At 68.8% G+C, this 18,191-nt stretch carries 16 protein-coding genes, 1 tRNA gene and 1 other RNA gene; 4 read left to right on the top strand and 14 right to left on the bottom strand.

Translation table 11 applies throughout. The features are described 5' to 3' along the window. Positions 1–162: 162 nt before the first annotated feature. From KBI44_05605 to sppA, 7 genes are all read right to left on the bottom strand, one after another. The gene (locus tag KBI44_05605; GenBank protein ID MBP9143939.1) at positions 163–426 is read right to left on the bottom strand and encodes a DUF2442 domain-containing protein; all 264 of its coding nucleotides are present in this window, start codon (positions 424–426) and stop codon (positions 163–165) included. Between the two features lie 2 nt (positions 427–428). Next, the gene (locus KBI44_05600; protein MBP9143938.1) at positions 429–686 is read right to left on the bottom strand and encodes a DUF4160 domain-containing protein; all 258 of its coding nucleotides are present in this window, start codon (positions 684–686) and stop codon (positions 429–431) included. A 1-nt stretch (position 687) separates the two neighbouring features. Then, a complete protein-coding gene (gyrB, locus tag KBI44_05595; GenBank protein MBP9143937.1) occupies positions 688–3,138 on the bottom strand; it encodes a DNA topoisomerase (ATP-hydrolyzing) subunit B in 2,451 nt (816 codons plus the stop codon). A gap of 183 nt (positions 3,139–3,321) precedes the next feature. Further along, positions 3,322–4,467 (bottom strand): DNA replication and repair protein RecF, encoded by a 1,146-nt coding sequence (recF, locus tag KBI44_05590; GenBank protein ID MBP9143936.1) that lies wholly within the window; start codon positions 4,465–4,467, stop codon positions 3,322–3,324. A gap of 26 nt (positions 4,468–4,493) precedes the next feature. Further along, positions 4,494–5,609, bottom strand: coding sequence for a DNA polymerase III subunit beta (gene dnaN / locus KBI44_05585; protein MBP9143935.1), 1,116 nt, complete (start codon positions 5,607–5,609; stop codon positions 4,494–4,496). A gap of 260 nt (positions 5,610–5,869) precedes the next feature. Then, a complete protein-coding gene (dnaA, locus tag KBI44_05580; protein ID MBP9143934.1) occupies positions 5,870–7,165 on the bottom strand; it encodes a chromosomal replication initiator protein DnaA in 1,296 nt (431 codons plus the stop codon). Between the two features lie 165 nt (positions 7,166–7,330). After that, complete coding sequence (gene sppA, locus KBI44_05575) at positions 7,331–9,124, bottom strand: signal peptide peptidase SppA (protein MBP9143933.1); 1,794 nt, start codon at positions 9,122–9,124, stop codon at positions 7,331–7,333. 492 nt (positions 9,125–9,616) lie between these two features. Between sppA and KBI44_05570 the strand changes: the two genes are divergently transcribed. Next, a complete protein-coding gene (locus KBI44_05570) occupies positions 9,617–10,780 on the top strand; it encodes an A/G-specific adenine glycosylase (protein MBP9143932.1) in 1,164 nt (387 codons plus the stop codon). Here the strand turns inward: KBI44_05570 and KBI44_05565 are convergent. Beyond that, positions 10,768–11,754, bottom strand: coding sequence for a cyclic nucleotide-binding domain-containing protein (locus KBI44_05565; protein ID MBP9143931.1), 987 nt, complete (start codon positions 11,752–11,754; stop codon positions 10,768–10,770). The two genes, KBI44_05570 and KBI44_05565, sit on opposite strands and share 13 nt — an antisense overlap. A 23-nt stretch (positions 11,755–11,777) precedes the next feature. Here KBI44_05565 and truA point away from each other — a divergent pair, with 23 nt between their 5' ends. Beyond that, positions 11,778–12,566 (top strand): tRNA pseudouridine(38-40) synthase TruA, encoded by a 789-nt coding sequence (gene truA, locus KBI44_05560; GenBank protein ID MBP9143930.1) that lies wholly within the window; start codon positions 11,778–11,780, stop codon positions 12,564–12,566. On the opposite strand, the gene KBI44_05555 is transcribed toward truA, so the two are convergent. From KBI44_05555 to ffs, 6 genes are all read right to left on the bottom strand, one after another. Then, complete coding sequence (locus KBI44_05555; GenBank protein MBP9143929.1) at positions 12,563–13,129, bottom strand: ATP-binding protein; 567 nt, start codon at positions 13,127–13,129, stop codon at positions 12,563–12,565. The two genes, truA and KBI44_05555, sit on opposite strands and share 4 nt — an antisense overlap. Continuing rightward, positions 13,126–14,436, bottom strand: coding sequence for an aspartate aminotransferase family protein (locus KBI44_05550; protein MBP9143928.1), 1,311 nt, complete (start codon positions 14,434–14,436; stop codon positions 13,126–13,128). The genes KBI44_05555 and KBI44_05550 overlap by 4 nt, the downstream gene beginning before the upstream one ends. A gap of 9 nt (positions 14,437–14,445) precedes the next feature. Then, positions 14,446–15,039, bottom strand: a complete 594-nt coding sequence (recR, locus tag KBI44_05545) for a recombination protein RecR (GenBank protein MBP9143927.1) — start codon at positions 15,037–15,039, stop codon at positions 14,446–14,448. Positions 15,040–15,088: 49 nt separating this feature from the next. Continuing rightward, the gene (locus KBI44_05540) at positions 15,089–15,382 is read right to left on the bottom strand and encodes a YbaB/EbfC family nucleoid-associated protein (protein MBP9143926.1); all 294 of its coding nucleotides are present in this window, start codon (positions 15,380–15,382) and stop codon (positions 15,089–15,091) included. Then, entirely contained in the window at positions 15,379–17,229 is a 1,851-nt protein-coding gene (dnaX, locus tag KBI44_05535; GenBank protein ID MBP9143925.1) for a DNA polymerase III subunit gamma/tau, read from the bottom strand. Before dnaX ends, KBI44_05540 begins: the two co-directional genes overlap by 4 nt. A gap of 24 nt (positions 17,230–17,253) precedes the next feature. Then, positions 17,254–17,353, bottom strand: an RNA gene (gene ffs, locus KBI44_05530) — signal recognition particle sRNA small type. 64 nt (positions 17,354–17,417) lie between these two features. On the opposite strand from ffs, the gene tadA reads away from it, so the two are divergent. Continuing rightward, positions 17,418–18,008 (top strand): tRNA adenosine(34) deaminase TadA, encoded by a 591-nt coding sequence (tadA, locus tag KBI44_05525; protein ID MBP9143924.1) that lies wholly within the window; start codon positions 17,418–17,420, stop codon positions 18,006–18,008. 77 nt (positions 18,009–18,085) lie between these two features. Further along, positions 18,086–18,175 (top strand) — tRNA-Ser (locus KBI44_05520). Positions 18,176–18,191: the final 16 nt, after the last annotated feature.

The raw sequence follows: 18,191 nt of genomic DNA, 5'->3' as shown, positions 1-18,191 counted from the left end.
CGCACGTCCGGCAGGGCTCTGCCGATGATCACGCTCATCGCGTAATCCAGGTAACTCCTCTTCATCTCCTCTTCGATATCGACCTGCACCGGCCGCTCGAAAGGAAGCATCGTGTTCTCGGTCATTCAGTCCTCTTCAGCAAGAGTCCAACCATGTGCTGCTTCAAGGCTCGGCTACCTCAGAGCGTCGGCTCGTCAGTCGGTCGTGGAGGAACTCGGGCGCGAGATCGGCCCCGTTCGGCCAGACGACCGTTCTGAACTCTGGATGGAGCGAGAGCTGCGCGAACAAATCGGTGTCGAGAAGAGGCTCGAAGATCTTGCCTCCCAACTCGCCGGCGAGGTCGATTTCACCTTCGACCCCATCATCGAAGCGCAACCAGAAGCGGTAACCTTCGAGATAGCGTACTTCCGTCGGGCGAGGGAACATGGTCACTCCAGCGGCTCGACCGGCGAGAGCGCCTCGAACTTGCGCGCCTTTTCCCAGTTCTCCATGAGCTCCTCTTTGTGCTGTGCGCTCCAGTCCAGCACATGACGGAGGGCTCGCGTCGGAAACTCACCGCGCACGACCCCGCTCTCGATTCCTACCGTGATCTCGTAGGAACCGTAGACGGCATGGAAGTGCGGCGGCGCGTGCTCCCGATAGAACATTCCAATCACGATTCCAAGAAAGCGACTGATCTCCGGCACGTCACACGTCGAGGTTCTTCACGTTCAGGGCGTTTTGTTCGATGAACTGGCGGCGGGGTTCGACCTGGTCGCCCATGAGGATGGTGAAGATGCCGTCGGCTTCGATGTCGTCTTCGACTCGGACCTGGAGGAGGCGGCGGCGCTGGGGGTCCATGGTGGTCTCCCAGAGCTGTTCGGCGTTCATCTCTCCGAGGCCCTTGTAGCGCTGGATCGAGAGGCCCTTCTCGGCGCCGGTGTAGAGCTTGGCCATCGCCTCGTCGAGGGTCTCGTGCTCGGTGGCGTCCGCCGCCTCCTTCTTCGAGCCGGGCTCTTCGACCTTGCGCACCGCGAAGTGCTTGGCGGCGATGGCTTCAATGCCGTAGGTGTTGCCGGCCAACTGGCGGTACTCGGCCGAGGTCAGCAGGTTCCAGTCGATCCGCACGTCGCGGTCGACGCCGTCGCGCCGCGAGCGGAACGAGATGATGCCGGTGCCGTGCTCGACGTCCTCTGCGACCTCGACCCCCATGAAGCCCGAGGCCTCGATGATGTGCGCCACTTCGCGCAGCTTCGCCTTGTCGGCGAGCGCCTTCTTGTCGGTGAGACCGCCCAGGAGCGCGACGCGCAGGGCGTCTTCCGGAAAGCCGCGGTCGGTGAGCTTCGCCAAATTCTCGCGGAACGCCTCGACGCGCTCGATGAACTGGCCGAGCTTCGGTCCGCGCATGGGCTTCCCGCCGTCGAGGGTGAGCTCCCAGCCGTTCTGGATCCGCTCGACCCGGAACGCCCGATACTCGCGGTCGTCCTTCAGGTAGCTGTCGCGCTTGCCTTCGGCGACCTTGTAGAGCGGCGGCTGCGCGATGTAGAGGTGGCCGCGCCTGATGAGCTCGCCCATCTGGCGGTAGAAGAAGGTGAGGATCAGCGTGCGGATGTGCGAGCCGTCGACGTCGGCGTCGCACATGATGATGAGCTTGTGGTATCGCAGCTTCAGGATGTCGAAGTCTTCGCGGCCGATGCTCGTGCCGAGCGCCGTGATGATCGTCTTGATCTCCTCGGAGCCCAGCATCTTGTCGAAGCGCGCCTTCTCGACGTTCAGGATCTTGCCGCGGAGCGGCAGGATCGCCTGGAACTTCCGGTCGCGCCCCATCTTCGCGGTGCCGCCGGCGCTGTCGCCCTCGACCAGGAAGAGCTCGGCGAACTCGGGGTTCCTCTCCGAGCAGTCGGCGAGCTTGCCGGGCAGGTTCGAGGCGTCCAGAACGCCCTTTCTACGCGTGAGCTCGCGAGCCTTGCGGGCAGCCTCTCTGGCCCGGGCGGCGTCGACGCACTTTTCGATGATCCGCTTCGCTACCCCGGGATTTTCCTCGAAGAAGGTGCCGAGCTTGTCGTTCATCACCTGCTGCACCCAGCCCTTGATCTCGGAGGAGACCAGGCGGTCCTTGGTCTGGGAGGAGAACTTCGGATCGTGGATCCGCACCGAGACCACGGCGGTCAGACCTTCGCGCACGTCGTCGCCCGAGAGCGTCGTCTCTTTCAGCTGCTTCGAGAGCCCGGAGTTCTGGGCGTAGGAGTTGATCGTGCGCGTCAGCGCCGCCTTGAAGCCCTCGAGGTGGGTGCCGCCGTCGCGGTTGTTGATCGTGTTGGTGAACGAGTAGATCTGCTCGCCGTAGCTGTCGTTCCACTGCAGCGCGACCTCGCAGCGCTCCTCGGGGCCGGCGTCCTTCTTGACCTCCTCGAAGTAGATCGGTTTCGGATGCAGCGCGCTCTTGTTCTTGTTGAGATGCTCGACGAACGAGGCGATGCCGCCCGCATACTCGAACGAGGTCTCCTTGTCCGTGCGTTCGTCCTTCAGGTGGATCTTCACGCCCTTGTTGAGGAACGCCTGCTCGCGCAGGCGCTGGGCGAGAGTGTCGAAGCTGAACTCGAGCACCGTGAAGATCTCGTTGTCGGGGATGAAGCGCACCTTGGTGCCGGTCTTCTTCGACTTGCCGATCGCGGCGATCGGCGAGTCTGGCTTGCCGCGGCGAAAGGTCTGGAACCAGACCTGGCCGTCGCGCTTGATCTCGAGCTCGAGGAGCACCGAGAGCGCGTTCACCACCGAGACGCCGACGCCGTGGAGGCCTCCCGAGACTTTGTAGACGTTGTTGTCGAACTTACCGCCGGAGTGGAGCTCCGTCATGATCACTTCGGCGGCCGAGCGGTTCTCGCCCTTGTGCAGGTCGACCGGAATACCGCGCCCGTCGTCCTCCACCGTGACGCTGTTGTCGGAGTGGATCGTGACCTCGACTGCGGTCGCGTAGCCGGCCTGGACCTCGTCGATCGAGTTGTCGACGAGCTCGAAGACCATGTGGTGCAGGCCCGAGGCGTCGTCGGTGTCGCCGATGTACATACCGGGGCGCTTGCGGACCGCTTCGAGCCCTTTGAGGACCTTGATGTCCTCGGCGGTATAGGAGGCTTGCTGGGGGGTTTGAGGCTTGGCCAAAGTGGGGTTCTCCGGAGGCTTGTCGAACCGCAAAACTGTATCACATGGCCGCCCTGTCAAACAAGCAGCAAAGCGTTGAAAACAAGACGTTTATGGGCGCGCTCGCCGGCTTCCTGTGCGGCCGTGTTGCGGCTCTCTTACGACTCGCGCCGGTACCCGCCCCGGGGCGGCGGCGCGACCCTCTCAGCCGGGGCCCAGAACGCCCTTCGCGAGGCCCCAGCGCGGTCCCGAGGGCGATGCGCCGAAGAGCTCCGGCCGGCTGGTCGTGGCGATCGTCTGCGCCTGGCCGGCGAAGAGCGCCGCCGCGAGAGCGAGCCGCGAGCGGTCGAGCTCGGCGTCGAGATCGTCGAGGAGTACGAGCGGCCCGCGACCGGCGGCGACGAGGAGGCTCGTGAGGCCGGCGAGGAGCGCCAGGGCCACGACCTTGCGCTCTCCGGCCGAAGCAAAGCGGCGCGCCGCGGCGGCGTCCATGGCGATCTCGACGCGGTCGCGTTGCGGCCCGAGGAGCGGCTGGCCGCGCTCGCGCTCGCGCGCGACGGCCCGGTCGAGCGCCGCAGCCACCGCGGCGCTACCCTCGGGCGCCTCGGGGGGCGATGGCTGATAGGTGAGCTCGAGCGGCGGCAGGTCCGCGCCGTGGGCCGCAAGGAGTGCGGTCGCGGCGCCCCCAAGGCGCTGCACGAGCTCGGCCCGGGCTTGCGCGCGGCGCGCGATGAGGGGCGCCAGGAGCTCGTTCCACGCAGTGAGCTCGGCAGCCCCGGCGTGTCTCCCCGCTCTGGCGTTGCCGGCCAGGAGATGGCGCTTCTGCGCCAGCACACGGTGGAGCTCGGCGTGCTCGGCGAGGCGCGCGGGCTGGAGCAGCAGCGCCGCGCGGTCGAGGAAGCGGCGGCGCGCCGCCGCCGGACCGGCCACGAGCTCGCGCTCGGCCTCGCTCCAGACGACGACCGGCAAGAGCGCCAGGTGGGCGGCGAGCGCCGACGGCTTGTCCTGGAGGCTCAAGCTCCTGCTGCCCTCGGAAAAGACCACCGCGAGGTCCCAGGAGCCTTCGCGTTCGACCTCGGCTCGCACGAGAAAGCCCGCCTCACCCGGGCCAGAGCGCGAGCAGCACTCGCTCAGGTTGGCGGTGCGAAAACTCTTGCCGGTGGCGACGAGGTAGAGCGCTTCGAGGAGGCTGCTCTTGCCGGAGCCGTTGGCGCCATGAACGAGATTCCAGCCGCCTGCGGGGTGCCAGTCGGTCGGCGCAAGGCTGCGAAAACGCGCCAGACGAAGGCGGCGGAGCGCGCCGGGTTCTTCTCTCGTCGCGGGCGTCTCGAGTGGAGCTTCCGTCTGCACTGCCGGAGAGGCTGCCGACGCGGGCTTCAGATGCGCATCGGCATGATGACGCAGAGGTAGCGCTCTCCGGCCACCCCTTTGCCCTCTTCCGGCTGCGGCGAGCCGACGCACTGGCTGTTTTCGTCCTTCAACTCGAGCAGCACCTTGTCGGTCTCGACCGCGTCGAGGAAGTGGCCCAGATAGTCGGGATTGAGGCCGATCTTGATGTCGCCGCCGGTGACCTCGCAACCGAGGCTCTCGCTGGCGTCGCCGAGGTCGGGATTGGCGGCCGCGATGGCGAGCTCGCCACCGGAGAACTCGAGGCGCACCCCACGATTCCTTTCGCCGGTCATGATCGCCACGCGGCGCACGGCTTCGGCCAGCGGCTTCCTGTCGAGAACCGCCTTCTTGTCGTTGCCGCGTGAAATCACCCGGTCGTAGTCGGGGAAACTTCCCTCGAGCACCCGGCAGGTCATCTCGCGCCCGCCGACGGAGAACGACAGGTGGTGCTCACCGCGCCGGAAGAGGACATTGCCTTCGCCCTCCATGCGCATCAGTTCCTGGAGCGCCTTGCGCGGCACCAGAACAGCATCCTCCACGGCGCCTTTGAACTCGTGCGGCGACTCGATGAGGGCCAGGCGGTGGCCGTCGGTGGCCACCAACTCGACCGACTTCGCCTTGATCTTGAGCAGCGCCCCGGAGAGCTGGAAGCGCGAGTCTTCACCCGAGACGGCGAAGAGGATCTTCCCGACCAGTCGGCGCAGGCTCCCGAGCGGTACCTCCATCTTCGGCTTGCCCTCGACCGTCGGCAGCGACGGGAAGTCGGCCGCCGGCAGACCGTGCATCCGGAATCGCGCCTTGCCCGCCTGGATGAGGAGAGTCCGCTCGTCCTCGACCTTGAGCCTCACCTCTTCGGCAACCACGGAGCGCACGATCTCGGTGAACTTCTTCGCCTGGACGGCGAGCGCCCCTTCGCTCTCGACCTCCGCGGGGACCGCGCTGGTCAGCGAGACATCGAGATCCGTGGCCGCGAGTTGAAGGCTCTTGCCCGAGGCTTTGAGGAGGATGTGCGACAGCACCGGGATCGTCGTGCGACGTTCGACGATCCCCTGCATCGGACTGAGTTCTGCGAGGAAGAGGTCACGCCGAAGGCGTAGTTCCATAGCTTGTTTCTCCGCTAAAGGCTCCGGGTACTAGGAGGGGAAAACATAACATAGCCGTAGTCGTACGTCGTTCCCGGCGGATCTGCGGAAAGCTCGCTCGAGGCCCGCCAGGAAAGGCGCTCCACCGGGTAGGGCTGTGGAAGCGGACCTGTGGAGAGCGCTCGAAGAGCGGCGGAAAAAAGAGCCGCGCTGGGATTTGCGCAGTGTCTCCACCGGTTTTCCGCAGCTTCTCCGGCAGGGGCAGCGAGAGTGCCGGGGCTTCAGCCGAGGTGCTTGGTCATACCGTCGAGAGTCCGCTCGAGCTCGGCGTCGGTCGCCCTCAACTTGAGGATCTTGTCGACCGAGTACATCACCGTCGAATGATGCTTGTCGTTGAACTGGCGGCCGATCTCCGGGTAGGAGAGGTCGGTCAGCTCCTTGCAGAGGAACATCGCCACCTGGCGCGGGAAGGCGATCTGCTTCGAGTTCGACTTCGACTTGATCTCGCTGACCTTGAGCCCGTAGTGCCGGGCGACGAACTTGATGATGTCGGCGGCGGTGGCGCGCCGGCCCTCCTCGGGGAGGATGTCCTTGAGCGTCTCCTTGGCGAGCTCGAGCGACAGGGGTTTCGCGGTCAACGAGGAGAAGGCGACCACCCGGTTGAGCATTCCTTCGAGCTCGCGGACGTTCGATTTCACCTGATAGGCGATGAACAGCGCGACGTCGTCCGGCAGGGCGACGCCGTCCTGATCGGCCTTGCGGCGCAGGATCGCCACCTTGGTCTCGAGATCCGGCGCCTGGATGTCGGCGATCAGGCCCCACTCGAAACGCGACCGCAGGCGCTCCTCGATCGCCGGGATGTTCCGCGGTGACGAGTCGGAGGAGAGGATGATCTGGCGCTGACTGGTGTAGAGGGTGTTGAAAGTGTGGAAGAACTCCTCCTGCGTGCGCTCCTTGTTGGCCAGGAACTGGATGTCGTCCACCAGCAGGACGTCGATCGAGCGATAGCGCTCGCGGAAGGAGTGCATCGACTTGAAGCGCAGCGAGTTGATCAGCTGATTGACGAACTGTTCGGCGGTGAAATAGAGGACCTTGAGCTCCGGCCGGCGGCGCAGGACCTGGTGCCCGATGGCGTGCAGGAGATGGGTCTTGCCGAGACCGACGCCGCCGTAGAGGAAAAGCGGGTTGTAGCTGTGCGCGGGGCTCTCGGCGACCGCCCGGGCTGCGGCATGCGCGAACTGGTTCGAGTTGCCGACGACGAAGGTCTCGAAGGTGTACTTCGGGTTGAGCCGGTCTCCGGTCGGGACCGAAGGCCCCGGGGAGCCGAGCCCCGCGCCGCCGGAAGGGCCGCTGCGCGCGACCTCCTCCGCGACCACGGAGACCGAGAAGAACTCATCGAACAGCAGTCCGGACTCGCGATCGAGCGTTTCGCGAAAGCTCTCTTCGAGAGTGTGGACGAAGCGTTCGTTGGGAGCGACCAGGACGACTCCGGTTTCGCCTTCGCTCTTGAGGACGAGCGGCGCGAACCAGGTGCCGAACTCTTCGGGCTCGAGGATGGCGCGCAGGCGTTCCTGCAAGCGGGGCCAGTAGCCGTTGTCGGGGGGGGAGGAGGGTGAAGGCACGGAGGGGGCTTGAAAATCAACAGGTTTTCCACAGTTTGCGGAAATCTTTTTCGGGGCGCAGAGCTCCGTCGGAACTGGGAGCTGGACTATATCGCAGGTAGCGAGACGGGTTCCGCGGCCTCATAGTCCCTGGGCGAGCGCCTGCCAGCCGCCGTCGATCTCGAGCTCGAGGCGGGGGCGGGCGACCGGGGGCGGCAGCGCCGCGCCGTAGCGCGCCCCCAGGCGGCCGGCCAGCTCACCGGCCAGGCGGGCCTCGACGAGAGCCAGCAGGCGGGCCTCGAGGCCGGGGCCGGAGTCGGTGGAGAAGAGCTCCCAGAAGCTCGGCGGCTTGGGCAGGAAGACCAGCGGCAGACGGTCGGACTCCGGCACCTCCGCCTGCTCGCGAGCCAGAGCGATGGCGCGGTCGATCCCGCCCAGCTCGTCGACGAGGCCGACGGCCAGGGCGTCCGCGCCGGTCCAGACCCGTCCTTCGGCGACCGCCTCGACGGCGGCGCGCGAGAGTTTGCGGCCCTCCGCGACATGGTCGAGGAAGCGGCCGTAGATCTCGTTCACGCGGCGCCGCAGCACCGCGGTCTGGCGCTCGTCGAACGGCTTGAGACCGGAGTAGAGGTCGGCGTTGGCGCCGCGCTGCAGGGGATCGTGGGTGATGCCCAGAAGCTCCTCCTGAAAGCGGCCGGTCGCGAGCTTGCCCGTCACGACGCCGATCGAGCCGGTGATCGTCGCCGGCTCGGCGACGATCCGGGTGGCGCGGGCGGCGATGTAATAACCGCCCGAGGCGGCGACGTCGGACATCGAGGCGACGACCGGTTTCCTGGCGCGCAGCTGCTCGACCTCGCGCAGGATCAGGTCAGAGGCGAGGGCCGAGCCGCCCGGGCTGTCGATGCGCAGCACGACCGCCACCACCGAGTCGTCGTCGGCGAGCGCGCGCAGCTCCCCGGCCATGTCGTCGGAGCCCAGGAAGGACTCGCTCGCGAACGAGTCCCCCCCGCTGCCGCCGCGCACGATGGCGCCCTGGGCGAAGAGCACGGCGATGCGCTTGCCGCCCGCGAGGTGGCGGCTCACACCGCGCGCGTAGTCGAGGAAATCGACGCGCTCGGCATCCTCCCCGGCGCCGTCGCCGAGCGCGTCGAGGCCGTCGCGGAACTCGTCCGGGTAGGCGAGCTCGTCGACCAGGCCCTTCTCGAGGGCCTCCGCGGCAGAGACGGGCGCGGCGTCCACCCAGGCCCGGACCGTCTCGGCATCGCGTTCGCGCGCGGCCGCGATCCCGTCGACGATCTGGCTGAAGAAGCTGTCGAGCAGGGCGTCGAGCGCGACCTTCGCGGCCGGCGAATGGCGGACTTCGGTGAAGATCTCGGCGGCGCTCTTGAACTCGCCGGCGGTCAGGAAGCTCGGCTCGATGCGGAGCTTCTCGAGCCCGCCACGCAGGAAGAGACCGTCAGCGTAGAGGCCAAGCAGGTTGATCTCGCCCGCCGGGGCAAGGGCGAGCGACGTGCAGGCCGAGGCGAGGTAGTACTCGAGCGTCCCGTTGCCGCCTTCGCCGGCCGTCTCGAGAAAGCAGTGGACGGGCTTGCCGGCCTTGTCGAGCTCGGCGATCTGGCGGCGAAACTCCTGCGCCTTGGCCAGGCCGAAGGAGGCGTCCTGAATGTAGAGCGCGACGCCGACCACGGACGGATCGGTGCGGGCGGCGAGAAATCCGCGGTAAAGCAGGGCGAGCGAGGCCTGCTCCTCGGGATCCAGGAACGGCAAGGTGGGCTCGAGGGCCTGTTCGCGCAGCGGCCGGTCGAGGGTGAGAGTGAGGATCTTGTCGCTGCCCCAGCCGGGCGCCTCTGCGCGCTGCAGCAAGAGGTAGCTGCCGCCAGCGACGACGAGACCGACCAGGGTGACGAGGAGCAGAAGAAAGAAGAGCCTTCGCATTGGTGACGATTCTCCAACCCCGGAAGATAGCGCGTTCTGCGCGGCCGGGCGGCTCGCGGCGGCCTGGGAGCGGCCTGCGCGGCGCCGCTGCCGGTGGGCGCCGGACTTCGAAGGTGACGCGCGCGCCAGAACGCTGCCCCTTGGGGCAAGGAGGGGGGATCAGGAATAAGCGGGGACTGGCACCCGTTTTGCTAACCAGTTAGAGCAGAGTCATCACCGTGCGCGAGGAGGTTCCACTTCCCCAATATCACCCCACCCAGAAGTTTCGAGATCCGGTTGATCTCCACCCCTCTTCAAGCCCCGCCTAGATCCCCTAAGTAACAGGGGTATAGCCACTTAAGAGCCAACCAACTCGGAACCTCCCGCATGCGGTTCTTTTCTTCGGCCCCGGTTTCGACCGGGGCCGATTCCTTTCTGGCGGCCGGTCGATTTGGCCGTTTTCGCGAATTTATCCCCAATAGCGGCCGATGCCGGGCGGATACACTGCCAAACATGCAGCCCGGTGAGGCACTCCTGGCCTGGTTCGACCGCCACAAGCGGGCCCTCCCCTGGCGCCGGGAGGACAGCCCGCCGGGCGCGTCCAGTTTTCCGGTCGTCGACCCCTACGGCGTCTGGATTTCAGAGATCATGCTCCAGCAGACCCGGGTCGAGACCGCGAGGCCCTACTACCTGCGCTTCCTGGCGCGCTTTCCCGACGTCGCGAGTCTGGCGGAGGCCGACGAGGCCGAGGTCCTCGCCCTCTGGTCGGGGCTTGGATACTACCGGCGCTGCCGCGCGCTGCTGGCGGCGGCGAGGACGATCGTCGCCGAAGGCGGCGCCCTTCCCCGCACGGCCCGCGAGCTCGAGCTCCTGCCGGGGATCGGGCCCTACACCGCGGCGGCGATCGCCAGCATCGCCTTCGCCGAAGTGGTTCCGGTGCTCGACGGCAACGTCGAGCGCGTCGTCTGCCGCTACGCCGCCAGGAGCGCCGGGGCGAAGCGCCGGAGCGACCGCAGCGCCCTGCTCGCTATCGCGGCGGGCTTTCTCGACCCGGCCCGCCCAGGCGACAGCAACCAGGCCCTGATGGAGCTCGGTGCGACCGTCTGCACGCCGCGGTCCCCGCGCTGCACCGTCTGCCCGCTGGCCGAAGGTTGTCAGGCCCGCGCGCTCGCAGCGGCGGAGAGCTTTCCGGCGAGCGAGCCGCGCCCCGCTGCTGAACGCGTCCGCCAGCTCGTGGCCTTCGTTGAGGTGAGGGGAAGGGTTCTGCTCTTCAGGCGGAGCCCGTCCGCCGGGCAGCTCGCCGGGCTGTGGGATTTTCCGGCGGTCGACCTGGGCGGGCCGGCGGCGCCCGAAGCGCAGCTGGCGGCAGCCTTCGGCGGCTTCTGGACGCTCGGCGCGGAGGTCACCCGGCTGCGCCACGCCATCACCACGCGCAGCTTCGCGATCGAGGTGCGGCGAGCGGTGTATGCGCCGGCCGGGGAGGGTGCTGGGGTCGAGAGCGATACGCTCGCTGAGGGAGCGGGGGCCGAGCCCGGTGTGGTCGGCGGTAGCGCTCGCGCGAGCGACGGCGCGGCGACCGCGGACCTTCACTGGTGGGGCCGCGAGGCGGCCGGCGGCTTGCCGCTCACCGGCGTGGCGAGAAAGGTCCTGGCGCGCGCCGCGAGTCAGCCGACCTGATTCGACTCGCCGCCGGAGAGGATGTACCAGCCGACGATCTTGTCGTCGACCTCGCGCAGGCGCTTCGCGACCAGGCCACAGAGGATCTTGAGCAGCGGCAGCGACGAGACTTTGCGGACGTCGAGGATCCCCGCCACTACTTCGGCCGGAATCGCCAGCACCACAGCGCCGCCGTCGTGGGCCCGCGCCTGCGCCGAGCGCGGCGCGCTGTCGATCAAGGCCATCTCGCCGAAGTAGTCGCCGCGTTCGAGAAACGCCAGGGCCTCTTCGCCGGCGCCGGGGATGAACTTGCTGATCAGGATCCGCCCCTCGAGCACGACGTACATGGCGTCACCCGGATCACCCTCGTGAAAGACGATCTGGCCGCCTTTGAGCTTGCGCTCCTTGGAGAGCGAGGTCAGGAAGTTGATTTCGAGCGGCGAGAGTTTCTGTTCGGCGAACAGATCGCGCTTGGCCGCGATGTCGAGCCGGAACTCGCCGGTCAGCGACTTCGAGAGCGGGGGCTTCTCGACGGCGGATCTGGGACCCTGCGAGAAGAAGCGGCCGAGCTGCTCGTTGGTGCTGCGCAGCTTCGCCGAGAGGCTTTTCCAGAACGCCCAGTAGAGCGCCACCGCGACGCGCTTGTCGCGTGCGATGAGGTCGCGCGTCGGCGCCGATTGCAGCGCGACGAGCGCCGTCTCGGTGTGCGCGACCGCGTCGCCCGAGCGCGTGCTCGAGTCGACGAAGCTGGTCTCGCCGAAGAGCTGGCCGCTGCCCAGCTGCGCGATGGTGAACTGGCCGTAGGGCGTGGTGCGCTGGATGTCGACCAGGCCGCGATCCACGACGTAGACATCCAACGTCGGCTCACCCTGGCGGAGGATGCCCGCCTGGGCGGCATAAGCACGCCCGACGGCGCAGGCGGCGAGCGCTTCGATCTCCGGCGCGCGGAAGTGCGCGAAGAGCGGAATCTGAGCGAGCCGCGAAGCGAGTCCCAAAGTACGGCTATTCTAGCGTCCAAATGCCCACCTATCGTCTGACCCTCGAATACGAAGGAACCCGCTACCGCGGGTGGCAGGAGCAGAAGAACGCCCGCACCGTCGCCGGCGAGGTGCGGCAGGCCTTCGAAGCGGCCGCGGGAGAGAAGGTGGAGCTCGCAGGCTCGGGCCGGACCGACGCCGGCGTGCACGCCCTGGCGCAGGTGGCGCACGTGAAGACTGCCGGGAAGCTGCGCCGGGAAGAGATCTTGCGCGCCGTCAACGAAGCGCTCCCGGCCGACATCCACCTGCTGTCGATCGAGCCGGCCGGCGACCGCTTTCACGCCCGCCACACCGCGACCTCGCGCAGCTACCTCTACCAGATCTCACGGCGGCGGACGGCGCTCGCCAAGCGCTTCGTCTGGTGGGTGCGCCGGCCGCTCGATGTCGGTGCGATGCGCGCCGCGGCCCAGCTCCTCGCCGGACGGCACGATTTCGCCCGCTTCTGCGAGAAGCCGCTCGAGCAGACTTCGACCATCGTGGTCGTGGAGCGCTGCGAGGTGGAGGTCGCGGGCGAGCTCATCCTGGTGCGCGTCGTGGCGTCGCACTTCCTGTGGAAGATGGTGCGGCGGATCGTCGGCGCGCTGGTCGAGGTGGGCGGTGGCACCCTGACCCTCGCGGCGCTCGAAGGACTGCTCGATCCGTCCAAGCCGGCGCAGTTCCAGCCGGCGGAGACGACCGCGCCGCCTTCGGGCCTCTTTCTCGAGCGTGTCCTCTATCCCGGCGACGCGGCGCTCGGCCCGATGCGGCCGGCGACGCCGATCGAACGCTAGAGCAGCTCGAGCTGGGCGGGGCGGAGCCGGCGCAGGGCGTGGGCTTCGACCTCTTCGAGCCAATCGGCGGAGCGCGCCGCCTCGAGGTCGAGGGTCGCGATTCCGCGCGCCGCCACCTCGGCGCGCAGGCGGAGGTCGACGGCGCGCTGGAAGTTCGGGTCGGCGGCGCGGATGCCGTCGGCCCGGGGTGCTTCGAGGATCGGTACCTGGATCAGCAGGTCGTAGCCGGCGAGCCAGTCGGAGACCAGGCGGTCGAGCGCCGGGTCGGAGCCGGCGGCGAGCAGGAAGTAGACGTAGTTGTCGAGGACGCTGCGGTCGCAGAGCACCACCGGGTAACGCGCCGAGGCGAGGATCTCCTCGGCGATCTGGGTGTGCAGGATCCAGCGCTGTGCCTCGGCGGTGGTCCCGGAGTTGATCGGCAGCGGGCAGCGCCGCGCCACCTCGTGGACGATCTCGAGCGCCACGTCGCGGCGCTTCAGGCGGGCGGCGAGGCCGTAGCAGAGGGTCGTCTTGCCGACGCCGTGGCTGCCGATGAAAGCGAACTTGAGAGAGGCGGGCGTCATCGCTCGGTAGCCTCGGTGGCCGCCGGCTCCGCTGGCTCCGAAACCTCCGCGAGCGCCTCGCCGAGAACGGCGAGCGCGAAGTCGAGCTGGGCAGGGGTGATGACGAGCGGCGGCAGGAGCTCCACGACCCGGCCCGAAGGGCCGCCGCGCAGCGCGAGCAGGCCACGCTGGCGGAGCCGGTCGACGAGCCTCGCGGCGCTCTCGGCGTCGGGCAGCTCCAAACCCCACAGGGCGCCGCGACCGCGCAGGCAGGAGCGGGCCGGCAGCGCACTCGCGAGCGCCGCGGCGATGCGCCGGCCGATCTCGACGGCGCGACGGGCGAGCTGCTCTTGCGCGATGACGTCGAGGGTGGCGAGCGCTGCGGCGCAGGCGAGCGGATGGGCGACGAAGGTCCCGGTGTGGAGGGCCTCGCCGCCGCGGCGCCAGGCCTCCATCAGGTCGGCCCGGCCGACGACCGCCGCAATCGGCAAGCCACCGCCGAGAGCCTTGCCGCAGCACAGGAGATCCGGGCGCACGGCTTCGTGATCGCAGGCGAAGTCGCGGCCGGTGCGACCGAAACCGGTGAGGATCTCGTCGAGGATCAAGGCGGCGCCGGCCTCGCGGCAAAGCCGCGCGAGTCCGGAGAGCCAGCCTTCGGGCGGCACGAGAACCCCCTCCCGTCCCACGATCGGCTCGACGATCACCGCGGCCGTGGACGAGTCGAGATGTTCCGCTACCAGCGCGAGCGGACAGGCGAACGGTAGCCGGTCGACGTGCGAGGAGAGCTGGTCGAGGAACGGCGCGCGGAACTCGCGGCGGGAAGTCGCGGCGAGCGCACCGAAGGAGAGGCCGTGGTAGCCGGGATCGAAGGCGAGGAGGCGAGACCTGCCGGAGGCGAGAAGTGCGGTCTTCCAGGCGATTTCGACCGCATCGGCGCCGGAGACGGCGAAGTGGACGCGCGGCGAATCGACCGGTGCGAGGGCGCAGAGGCGGGCGGCGAGGTCGATCCGGGCCGGGTGTGCGGCGACATCGCCGAGGCCGTGCAGGAGATCGCCCGCCTGGCGGGTGATCTCCGCGACGACGCGCGGATGGCGGTGACCGATGGCCGCAGCGCCGAAGCCCGAGGTGAGGTCGAGGAAGCGGTTGCCGTCGACGTCGAGAACGTTGGCGCCACACGCCGCCCGCCACACCAGGGCGGGCTCGTCGGCACCGCCCAGGGTGTTGATCCCCGGCGCTTCGCATCCGGCAAGCGTGCGCGAAAGCTCGCGGCTCACCGGGCCGGGAAGCGGAGTGAGGAGCTCCGGCAGGAGGTCTCCTCGAGGAAGCACGGGTTCCATCTAGATGTCACGCCGGCCGGCGAGGGAGCGGCCGAGGGTGACTTCGTCGGTGTACTCGATGTCCCCGCCGACCGGCATCCCGAAAGCGAGACGCGAGACCCGTTCCACCCGCGCTTTGAGGAGGCGCGCGAGGTAGAGCGCCGTGGCCTCGCCTTCGACATTGGGGTTGGTCGCCACGATCACCTCGGCGATCCGGGGCGGGCCATCCAGCCGGGCGAGGAGTCCGTCGATGCGCAGCTCCGACGGACCGATTCCGCGCTGGGGCGAGAGGCTGCCCAGGAGCACGTGGTAGAGACCGTGGAATTCGCTCGTGCGTTCGAGCGGCTGAATGTTGAACGGCTCCTCGACCACGCAGATGCGCGTGCGGTCGCGGGTCGGATCGCTGCAGATGCGGCAAGGCTCCTCGGCGGTGATGGCGTTGCAGAGCGAGCAGTGGAAGAGCTTCTCCTTGACCTCGATCACCGCGTCGGCGAGCCGGCGCGCCTGCTCGAGCGGCACGCGCAGGAGATGGTGCGCCAGGCGCGTGGCGGTCTTCGGTCCGATCCCGGGCAACCGGGCGAGCTCCGAGATCAGCGTCTGAAGGGGATCGGGCATGGGGAGGACGGGAGCGAACGAGCCAGCGGCGGGGTGCGCCGCCCGGCCGCTACATCATCCCCGGCAGGCCGCCGGAGAAGGCGCCGAGCTTCGATTGCATCGCCTCGTCCACCTTGCGTGTCGCCTCGTTCACCGCCGCGAGCACCAGGTCCTGCAGCATCGACGGGTCGGCGGGGTCCATGACCTCGGGGTCGATCTTCACCGCCAGCAGGTGTTTGTGGCCACTCATCTGGACGGTCACCATGCCGCCGCCGGCGGTCGCCTCGACGACGAGCTCGGCGAGCTCGCGCTGCATCTTCTCCTGCATCTGTTGCGCCTGCTTCATGAGCTTCTGGATGTTCATCGAAAGGGATCCTCGGAAGTGGAAGTTTCGTCGTCCGGCAGCTCTTCGGCCGAAGGCGCCGGGGGTGTCGGCGCCTCGACCCGGGCGACGGCGCCGCCGAAGATCTCGAGCACCGCCTGCACCCGCGGATGGTCGACGACCTGGATCTTGCGCTCTTCGGCGTGCCGCGCGGCGTCAGCGTCGGCGCCGGCTGCCGGCCCGGCGTGGGCAGAAGCGGTGCGCGATTCCGGCGGCGCGAAGCGAACCTGGACACCCTCGCCGAACGCCGCGACGGCGGCGGCGCAGAGGAGCTCGCGGTTGCGGTTGAGGGAGGAGGCGGCGAAATCCGACGCCGGGTGGACCACCAGCGTGCGCAGGGTTTCGTCCCAGGCGAGGGCCGCGGGGTCCTCGAGCAGCGCGGCGAGAGTCGGGCGGCGGAGCACCAACTGCTCGAGGAAGGGCCGCAGGATTGCGTTCGCAGGCAGCCCCTTCTCCTGCGCGACCGGCCCGCGGCGCGCGGCGTCGGGGGTCTCGTCTGCGGGCACCGCCGTCGTCGCCGGCGACCTTGCCGGAGCGAGCGGGGCGAGCGGCGGACTCGGGGGGCTGGGCGCGGAGCGCGCCGCGGTGGCGGGTTCGGCCCTGCGGGGCGTCGGCTCCGGTGCGTGGGCGGGCGGTGCCGATGTCGCGGCGGCCCGCGGCGTCGCCGTCGGCGCCGACGCTGGCGCCGCGACGCCGCCGGCCAGATAGCGCTCGATTGCCACCAGGCGCGGCAACTCGGCCGCCCGCAGCCAGGCGATCTCCAGTGCCAGCGCCCCCGCCTCGCTGCGGCGGATCGCGCTCTCGCTGCCCAAGAGATGGTGCAGGAGACGCAGGAGATTCTCGTACCCGGCGCGCCGGGCGATTTCGGAGAGCGCCTTGCGCTCTTCGGCGGGGAGAGCCACCGCCTCCCCGGTATCGGCGCCAGCGCCGCCCGCGCCCAGCGCCAGATGCAGGGCGTCGCGACAGAAGGAGAGGAAGTGGGCGTGCACCGTACGCGGGTCCCAGCCGTTCTCTTCGACCTCCACGGCGAGGCGCGAAACGGCCAGTGTGTCGCCGGCGAGGATGCCGACGAGGGCTCTCTGGAAAAGCGCCAGGTCGATGCCGCCGAGCAGGCGGATGGCCTCCTGCTCGTCGACCACGCCGTTGCCGAAGGTGGCGAGCTGGTCGAGCAGCGCGACGCAGTCACGGACGCTACCCTCGCCGGCGCGGGCGAGCAGTGCGAGCGCCGCGTCGCTCGCCTCGATCTTCTCCGCGGTGCAGATGTGGCGCAGGTGTGCGACCGCCTCGACGTTCGAGACCCGGCGGAAGTGGAACTCCTGGCAGCGCGAGAGGATCGTCGCCGGCACGGCTTCGATCTCGGTGGTGGCGAAGATGAAGACCAGGCGCGGCGGCGGTTCTTCGACGATCTTCAGCAGCGCGTCGAAGGCCTGGCGCGACAGGCGGTGAACTTCGTCGAGCACGACGACCTTGTAGCGATCGCGCGCCGGCCCGTACTTCAGGCTCTCGGCGAGCTCGCGCACCTGCTCGACTTTCGAGTAGGTCGCGGCGTCGATCTCGAGCACGTCCATGTCGGCGCCCTTGGTGATCTGCTGGCATGTCGGGCACTCGTTGCACGGCCCGTTCGCGGTGCCACGCTCGCAGTTGAGCGCCTTCGCGAAGACGCGCGCGGCGGTCGTCTTGCCGACGCCGCGGATGCCGGAGAACAGATACGCCTGCGCGATGCGGCCCTCGCGCAGCGCGTTCGAAAGCGCCGTCACGACGGCCTGTTGGCCGATGAGCGACGCGAAGTCCTGCGGGCGCCACTTGCGGGCGAGAACCTGGTAGGCCATGGAATTGTGTCGAGCCGGAGGCGAAGGGTTCCGGCACTCCTGCGGCACCCGAAGCGAGGACCTTATCGCTGCTCCCTTCCGGGCCTGACGAGGTTCGGAACCGTTCGATGCACAGGACCTGAACCCTTCGCTTCCGGCTCGGTCGATCGCATCGTAATGGCCGCGGGCGGCGCTGTAAAGCCGAGGATGTGCCTTTTGGCGGCGTGCCACGGTCTGCCGGTCCTCCGGGCGCCAGGCGGGCGCCGGACGGGCGGCGAGCGCGCCGCGGCGCTCTTGCGCTAGAATTGTCGGGTTTGACGGTCGAAGCGGCTCTTTCCGCGCAGGACGAACGGTGGATGAGGGACGCGCTCGTCCTGGCCGGGCAGGCTGCCGCGCTGGGAGAGGTTCCGGTCGGGGCGCTGGTCGTGACGGGCGAAGGCGAGCTCGTCGGGTCGGGGCAGAACCGGCGGGAGCTCGATCGCGATCCGACCGCGCATGCCGAGATGGAAGCCATCCGCGAGGCGGCGGCGAAGCTCGCCGCCTGGCGCCTGGCCGGCTGCACCCTTTACGTCACCCTCGAACCCTGCGCCATGTGCGCCGGGGCGGCGGTCTTGGCGAGGCTTCGACGGGTGGTCTTCGGCGCGGCGGACCCGAAGGGCGGCTTTTGTGGATCGCCCGAATCGCTGGGCGATCTGGTGCGGCACCCGCGGTTGAATCATCGCCTCGAAGTGCGGGGGGGAGTCCTCGCCGAGGAGTCGAGCGCGCTGTTGCGGGGGTTTTTCGCCGGACTGCGCAACTAGCGGGCGGCGCAGCGGTCAGCAGGAAGAGACGGGCCTGGCCTCGGGGCCAGGGGTTCTTTGAGACGTCGGCAGTGAACGGAGAGGTGTCCGAGTGGCTTAAGGAGCACGCTTGGAAAGCGTGTGTAGGGGAAACTCTACCGTGGGTTCGAATCCCACCCTCTCCGCCAAGCAAGCAGTAACTCT

This window comes from Thermoanaerobaculia bacterium (assembly GCA_018057705.1).
GTDB lineage: Bacteria > Acidobacteriota > Thermoanaerobaculia > Multivoradales > JAGPDF01 > JAGPDF01.
The sequence above is the reverse complement of the archived record's forward strand: the minus strand, read 5'-3'. Positions and strand labels throughout refer to the sequence as shown.

Coding starts and splice junctions, on each gene's coding strand:
- dnaX (MBP9143925.1), bottom strand. CDS start 17,229: ATGGCCTACCAGGTTCTCGCCCGCAAGTGGCGCCCGCAGGACTTCGCG.
- dnaN (MBP9143935.1), bottom strand. CDS start 5,609: ATGGAACTACGCCTTCGGCGTGACCTCTTCCTCGCAGAACTCAGTCCG.
- recR (MBP9143927.1), bottom strand. CDS start 15,039: ATGCCCGATCCCCTTCAGACGCTGATCTCGGAGCTCGCCCGGTTGCCC.
- KBI44_05555 (MBP9143929.1), bottom strand. CDS start 13,129: ATGACGCCCGCCTCTCTCAAGTTCGCTTTCATCGGCAGCCACGGCGTC.
- truA (MBP9143930.1), top strand. CDS start 11,778: ATGCCCACCTATCGTCTGACCCTCGAATACGAAGGAACCCGCTACCGC.
- KBI44_05570 (MBP9143932.1), top strand. CDS start 9,617: ATGCAGCCCGGTGAGGCACTCCTGGCCTGGTTCGACCGCCACAAGCGG.
- KBI44_05605 (MBP9143939.1), bottom strand. CDS start 426: ATGTTCCCTCGCCCGACGGAAGTACGCTATCTCGAAGGTTACCGCTTC.
- KBI44_05540 (MBP9143926.1), bottom strand. CDS start 15,382: ATGAACATCCAGAAGCTCATGAAGCAGGCGCAACAGATGCAGGAGAAG.
- sppA (MBP9143933.1), bottom strand. CDS start 9,124: ATGCGAAGGCTCTTCTTTCTTCTGCTCCTCGTCACCCTGGTCGGTCTC.